Raw genomic sequence first — 5,920 nt, 5'->3', positions numbered from 1 at the left:
GCAGCAAGCCGCAGCATGTCGTCCCGTCCTGGGATCTGACGACGCTGTGGGTGGCCAACAACGGCACCGGCAAGAACGGCAGCCTGACGCCGGTCGACCCGAAGACCGGCAAGCCCGGCCAGCAGATCCCCGTCGACGATCCCTACAACATGTACTTCATGCCCGACGGCAGTTCGGCCATCATCGTCGACGAGGCCTTGCGGCAGCTCGACCTGCGCGACCCGCAGAGCATGGCGCTGAAGTCGGTCATCGCCACGCCCGACTGCGCCGGCATCAATCACGCCGATTTCTCGGTCGACGGCTCCTACGCCATATTCACCTGCGAATACGGCAATGGCGGGCTGCTCAAGGTCGACCTGAAGAACCAGAAGGTGCTTGGCCGGCTCGACCTCTCCAGGATGGGCATGCCGCAGGACATAAGGCTCTCGCCCGACGGCAAGGTCTTCTATGTCGCCGACATGATGAATGACGGCGTCTTCCTGGTCGACGGCGACAGCTTCAAGGAAATCGGCTTCATCGCCACCGGCATCGGCACGCATGGCTTTGTCGTCAGCCGCGACGGCAAGCGGCTTTACGTCTCGAATCGCGGCTCGCACAAGATGGAGCAAGGCCGTGCCAAGGGTCCCGGCAGCGTGACGGTGATCGACTTCGCGACCCGCTCGGTCGTCGCACAATGGCCCGTTCCGGGCGGCGGCAGCCCCGACATGGGCAATGTCAGCGCCGACGGCAGGCAGCTATGGCTGTCCGGCCGCTTCGACAGCGAGGTTTACATGTTCGACACCACGTCCGGCGCGGTCACCAGGATCCCGGTCGGAGCGGAGCCCCACGGCCTGACGGTGTGGCCGCAGCCAGGACGGTACTCGCAAGGGCACACGGGGAACATGCGGTAGGCCATTGCCCTTTTGAGGAGCGGTGACCGCGTCAAGACAAATGCATTCTTCCGCAGCGATCTGCCTAATGATTCGGCAGAATTCCGGAAATATTGAGTAAAATTGCCCCGGCTTCACGCTTTAATTGTATTAGCGATTCCTCATTCTCTTCGACAGAAAGATTTAATCGGCGGAAATGTCAATTTTCCCTGTACTATATGGTCATTCCTTGGAACGATAATTTGAACTACAACGTTGGTCCGTAAGCGGTCGCTTGAACTCCCATCGAGCGGCTCGAACAGGCCGGCATTCCGAGGAAGGATCGTCCGATGACCAGTGTCGTCAACGCCAAAGGCATTCCCCTTCCCTACACCGGCGCTTCCACCCATTGGTACTCCGCAACCGGAGCCGGACCGGAGCTGCGCGGCACGTCCGGCAACGATTCGTTCTGGGGCGACACCAGCGTCAACGTCACCATGTATGGCGGCGCTGGCGACGACTATTACCACCTCTATTCGACGATCAACCGGGCCGTCGAGCTGCCTGGACAGGGCATCGACACGATCGACACCTGGATGAGCTACAAGCTCCCCGACAATTTCGAGAACCTGGTCGTCACCGGCGCCAACAAATATGCGTTCGGAAATGCGCTCGACAACATCATCAAGGGCGGCACAAGCAGCCAGACGTTTGACGGCGGCAAGGGCAACGATGTCCTGATCGGCGGCGGCGGCGCCGACACGTTCATCATCACCAAGGGCAATGGCAGCGACCTGATCACCGATTTCGGCGCCGACGACACCGTCCGCCTCAACGGCTACGACTTCATGTCGTTCGACGACGTCAAGGCGCACATGATCCAGTCGGGGCCGAACCTCCTGCTCAACCTTGGATCGGATGAGGTGCTGGTGTTCAACAACACCACCGTCGACAAGCTGTCGGCCGGCCAGTTCGATCTGCCGATCGACAAGTCCGGCATGACGTTGTCCTTCTCCGACAATTTCAACACGCTCAGCCTTCACAATAGCCAAGGCGGCACCTGGGATACCAATTTCTGGTGGGGGCAGCCGAACGGCAGCACGCTCACCCAGAACAACGAGCTGCAATGGTATATCGACGCCGACTACGCCCCGACGAGCTCGGTCCATCCGTTCAGCATCAACAACGGCGTGCTGACGATCACCGCCGCACAGGCGCCGGCCGACATCAAGCCGCTGATCAACAACTATGAATACACCTCCGGCATCCTGACGACGCACGACACCTTCTCGCAGACCTATGGCTATTTCGAAATGCGGGCCGACCTGCCGGAAAACACCGGCGCCTGGCCGGCCTTCTGGCTGCTTCCGGAAGACGGCTCGTGGCCGCCGGAGCTGGACGTGGTGGAAATGTACGGCCAGAGCCCGAACGCGCTGCTGATGACCGCGCACACAAATCAGACGGGGACCCACACCAAGGTCGGGTCGACGGTGAATGTGTCCGACACCGACGGCTTCCACACCTACGGCCTGTTGTGGACGCCAGACAAGCTGGTGTGGACCTATGACGGCGTGCAGGTGGCGGAGGTGGCGACGCCGTCCGACATGAACAAGCCGATGTATATGCTGGTCGATCTCGCGATCGGCGGTCAGGCCGGCGCACCGCCGGACCATCTCGCCACGCCGGCCGAAATGAAGATCGACTATATCCGCGCCTACACGCTGGACGATTTGCAGCAGAGCCACCTGAGCACGACAGGCGAACACACTGTCTAGGCGGACCGGCGCCATGTCCCGGGATCGTGAGCGATCGCACGATGCAGGAGCGACCGCAAGCTCGAGCCTTCGTGCGGTGTTCGTGCGCGCCGTCGCCGATGTCGGCCTGTTCTCGCTGCTGATCAACATCCTGCTGTTGGTCATCCCGCTCTATTTGCTGCAGGTCTATGACCGCGTACTGCCCTCCTCCAGCGTCGAGACGCTTGCCTACCTGTCGGTGATCGCCGTTCTCGCGCTCGCCTTCCTCGGCTTCCTGGACGCCGTCCGCGCCATCTACTCGCAGCGCATTGCAGCCGCCGTCGACCGGAAGCTGGGCGCAAGCACATTCGCCGCCTCGCTGGGCGCCAGATATGCAGGCGGCCTGTCGCCGCTGCGCGATCTTGCCTCGGTCTGCGCCTTCATCAGGTCGCGCGGCGTGGCGGTGCTGTTCGACCTTCCCTTCGCGCCCGCCTTCCTCGCTCTGCTCTATCTCATCCATCCGGTGCTGTTCTGGCTGACGCTTGCCGGGGCCGTGCTTTTGCTTCTCCTGGTGGTGGCGAACCAGCTTGCGATCGGCAGGAACGATGCCTTGTCCGCCGAGCGCTCGGCGCTCGCCAGCCGGGCCGAGCAGGCCTTCGAGCGCAATGCCGAAACGCTGCGCGCCATGGGCATGATCGAGAACGCCGCCCGGGTCTGGGGACGGCACGTCGGGGAAGCGCTCGTCCTGCATGACCGCTCCTCGAGCGCCAACGCGATTTTCAGCGGCGCGTCGCGGGCGCTGCGCATGGTGCTGCAACTGGCGATCCTCGGCGCCGGCGCCTGGCTGGTGCTGCAGGGACAGATGACGGCCGGCATGATCTTCGCCTCCTCGCTGGTGTCGTCGCGCGCGCTGCAGCCGCTCGACCAGTTGATCGGATCCTGGCGGCAGATCGTCGACGCCAGGCGGGCGTGGAAGCGGCTGGCGACAGCGCTTGCGGCGCATCCGGCGAAAGCGCGCAAGCTCACCCTGCCCGATCCCTCCGGCGCGATCTCCGCGCAGGATATTTTCTTCATCGCGCCGAATACCCCGCTGGGCGCGGAGCCCATCCTCAAGCGGCTGAACTTCCAGATCGGCGCCGGCGAAGCGGTGGCCATCGTCGGCCCGAGCGGCGCCGGCAAATCCACGCTGGCGCGATTGCTTGTCGGTGCCGCCCAGCCGACCGGCGGCTCGGTGCGGATCGACGGCGCCGACCTCAGGACCTGGGACGAAAACCAGCTCGGCCGGCACATCGGCTATCTGGCGCAAGAGGTGGAGCTCTTTCCCGGATCGATCGGAGACAATGTCGCCCGCTTCGACCCTGAAGCGGCCGACCCGGCGATCATCGCGGCGGCAGGGCGCGCCGGGGCGCATGAGCTGATCCTGGCGCTGCGCGACGGCTACCAGACCGTGGTCGGTCCATCGGACAGGACGCTGTCGGGCGGCGAGCGCCAGCGGATCGGCCTGGCGCGCGCCTTCTACGGCAATCCGCGCATCCTCGTGCTGGACGAGCCCAGCACCCATCTCGACGGCGGCGGCGAGATGGCGCTCGAGGCGGCGCTTGCCGCAGCGCGGGCAGCCGGCGTGACGACGATCGTGATCACGCATCGTCCTTCGATCGCCGCGGCCTGCGACCGCGTGATGCTTTTGCGCGGCGGCGTGATCGAAGCTTTTGGTCCGAGCGGCGAGGTGCTGCGGCAGCCGGTGACCGGCAAGGGCCCGGCCGCACAGCCGAACACGGTGGTGACCGGATCCTTCGCGCCGACGATCCGTCCGCACAGCATCCGCTTCGGGTCCTAGCCATGGCCGTCGGGAACCTCATCCTCGAAGGGCAGCCCCGCACCGACTTCCGGCGCGTGGCCTTGACCGGCTACGCGGCGACAGCGCTGCTGGCCGGCTGCTTCGGCTATTGGGCCGTGAGCGCGCCGCTCGCCGGCGCGGTGATCACGCAGGGCACGATCGCGGCGACCGGCGGCAACATCCTCATCCAGCATTCCGAGGGCGGCATCATCAATCAGTTGCTGGTCCACGAAGGCGACCGCGTTGAGCAGGGTGAGCCGCTGATCCTGCTTGATCGAACGGCAGCGCAGGCCGACCTCAACCGGCTGACGAGACAGTCGATCGCGCTCAGGGCGAGTGCTGCACGGCTGGAGGCCGAGCGCGACGGACTGGACGGGCTGGCGCCGATCATCGGCGCCGCGCCGGTGCCTTTCCAGCAGGACTTCCAAAATCTGGTGCGGGAACAGCGGAAGGAATTCGCCGCCAGGCTCGCCCGCTTCCGCTCGGAACAAGCGATCCTCGCCCAGCGTGTCGCCATGCATCGCCAGTCCGTCATTGGCTTGAACGCCCAAAAGCAGGCCGTTCAACAACAGGCCGAGGTGGTGAAGAAGGAGCTTGGCATCAAGACCAGCCTGCTGGACCAGGGCCTCACCAATCGCACCGAATATTCGCAGCTTCTGCGCTCGCAGGCCGATCTCGTCGGCCAGGCCGGAGCGCTGGAAGCCAATCTCGCCGCGGCCAACACGCAGATCGTCGAAGCCGAGCAGCAGATCGAGCGGGCGACCACGCAGCGCGTCGAGGAGGCCCTTACCAAGCTGGACGAGGTTCGCACCAATCTGGCCGACATCGAGGAACAGATGCGCGCCGCCGAGGCGGTGCTTCAGCGCACGACGATCAAGGCGCCGGCGGCGGGCATCGTGGTGTCGTCGACCTATAATTCCACGGGCAGCGTGATCGCCCCCGGCGAAAAGATCATGGAGATCCTGCCCACCGCGTCGGGTCTCATCGTCGATGCCAAGCTGCGGCCGAAGGACATCGACGAGGTGCGTGTCGGTCAGCCGGCGAAGCTCCGGTTGGCGGCCTTGAACACGCGGCTGACGCCGGAGGTCTCGGCCACCGTGACGCAGATTTCCGCCGATCGGCTGATCGACCAGGCGACGCACGAGCCCTATTTCCGCGCCAGGCTGAAGATTGCCGACCAGCTGCCGCCCGGGGTGAAAGCGGAACAGCTTTATCCGGGAACGCCGGTCGAGGCGTTCATCAACACCGGCGACCGGACCTTCTTCGAGTATCTCGCCCGGCCAATGCTCGATTCCTTCGCGCGTGCTTTCACGGAGCGGTAGGTTTGCCGGCCGCAGATCTTGCCCGCACCGGGGCATTGCGGCCCCCTCCTTTTACCGCGCTGAGGCCCGCTGACCCGAATTGTCTATCCGCGCTAGCTCAAGCGGGCGATTTGGCGGCGGTCCATATCGGCTACAAATGACCTGTCGCTTGACGCTGGGGTCATTGGGTGGGCACCCGTC

General features: G+C 64.7%; 4 protein-coding genes. All 4 read left to right on the top strand.

Annotation, left to right across the window (positions count from 1 at the left end; genetic code table 11):
• Window positions 1-890 (top strand): YncE family protein (locus EN780_RS25790; protein WP_133372714.1); only part of this gene is annotated, 890 nt, incomplete at its 5' end.
• Between the two features lie 308 nt (window positions 891-1,198).
• The gene (locus EN780_RS25785; RefSeq protein WP_128275700.1) at window positions 1,199-2,623 is read left to right on the top strand and encodes a family 16 glycosylhydrolase; all 1,425 of its coding nucleotides are present in this window, start codon (window positions 1,199-1,201) and stop codon (window positions 2,621-2,623) included.
• Between the two features lie 13 nt (window positions 2,624-2,636).
• Window positions 2,637-4,418 (top strand): type I secretion system permease/ATPase, encoded by a 1,782-nt coding sequence (locus EN780_RS25780; protein ID WP_128275699.1) that lies wholly within the window; start codon window positions 2,637-2,639, stop codon window positions 4,416-4,418.
• A gap of 2 nt (window positions 4,419-4,420) precedes the next feature.
• The gene (locus EN780_RS25775; protein WP_128275698.1) at window positions 4,421-5,740 is read left to right on the top strand and encodes an HlyD family type I secretion periplasmic adaptor subunit; all 1,320 of its coding nucleotides are present in this window, start codon (window positions 4,421-4,423) and stop codon (window positions 5,738-5,740) included.
• Window positions 5,741-5,920 lie beyond the last annotated feature (180 nt).

It is taken from the genome of Mesorhizobium sp. M4B.F.Ca.ET.089.01.1.1 (assembly GCF_004022605.1).
Lineage (GTDB): Bacteria > Pseudomonadota > Alphaproteobacteria > Rhizobiales > Rhizobiaceae > Mesorhizobium > Mesorhizobium abyssinicae.
This window is presented reverse-complemented; position numbering and strand designations above follow the sequence as displayed.

Excerpts from the sequence above, each read along its gene's own strand:
- EN780_RS25775 (WP_128275698.1), top strand. The coding sequence starts at position 4,421 with ATGGCCGTCGGGAACCTCATCCTCGAAGGGCAGCCCCGCACCGACTTC.
- EN780_RS25780 (WP_128275699.1), top strand. The coding sequence starts at position 2,637 with ATGTCCCGGGATCGTGAGCGATCGCACGATGCAGGAGCGACCGCAAGC.
- EN780_RS25785 (WP_128275700.1), top strand. The coding sequence starts at position 1,199 with ATGACCAGTGTCGTCAACGCCAAAGGCATTCCCCTTCCCTACACCGGC.